Consider the following 587-nt stretch of genomic DNA (forward strand, 5'->3'; position numbering starts at 1 on the left):
CTCAAGTTGGTCACGCACCGTGTCAGCGTTCCCAGTGACGCTTTCAGCGAATTCATCGACCTCTTCTCGGAGGTTCTCGTTATCATTCTTGTCAATAGACTCTCGAAGAGCCGTCGTCCGTTGTGCCGTGATTCCGATGATCTGCCGGAGGAATTCGGATGGATCGGCAGGACTCGGAGATCCGATTAATTCTTCAGTAAAGTCCCGGACATCCATCGAACTGGCCATCCGCTCGCGTTGATCACCGAGCGGGCCGTTCTCTTGGGAGAGGACGAGCTGACCGATCGTGACGACGAGTGTCGTCCCAGTCACGATGACCGTGATCATCGTCGAGAACATCGTGTCGGTCATGTCGCCGGACTCGATTTGCTGTGAAAACGGTGGATCGAGGACAGCGACGGCGATGACGAATGCGACGAACACGGCACTGGTCAGGACGATGGAGACGAGAAAGCGGTTCGCGCGCAGCAGCAACCAGAGTTTAATCCGACTCTCGCCTGAGCGCTCACGCATCGTGTTGGCCGTACTGATGTCGGTCTTGTCAGTCATACTGGCTCACCCGATTGGGCAGGTCGCTTGAAAACGAG

1 pseudogene is annotated in these 587 nt (G+C 56.2%); it reads right to left on the reverse strand.

Annotated elements, in window-relative coordinates:
* Positions 1-549: pseudogene (locus ACFR9S_RS13010) on the reverse strand (hypothetical protein); the annotation flags it as partial.
* Positions 550-587: the final 38 nt, after the last annotated feature.

It is taken from the genome of Halolamina salina, assembly GCF_042678005.1.
GTDB lineage: Archaea > Halobacteriota > Halobacteria > Halobacteriales > Haloferacaceae > Halolamina > Halolamina salina.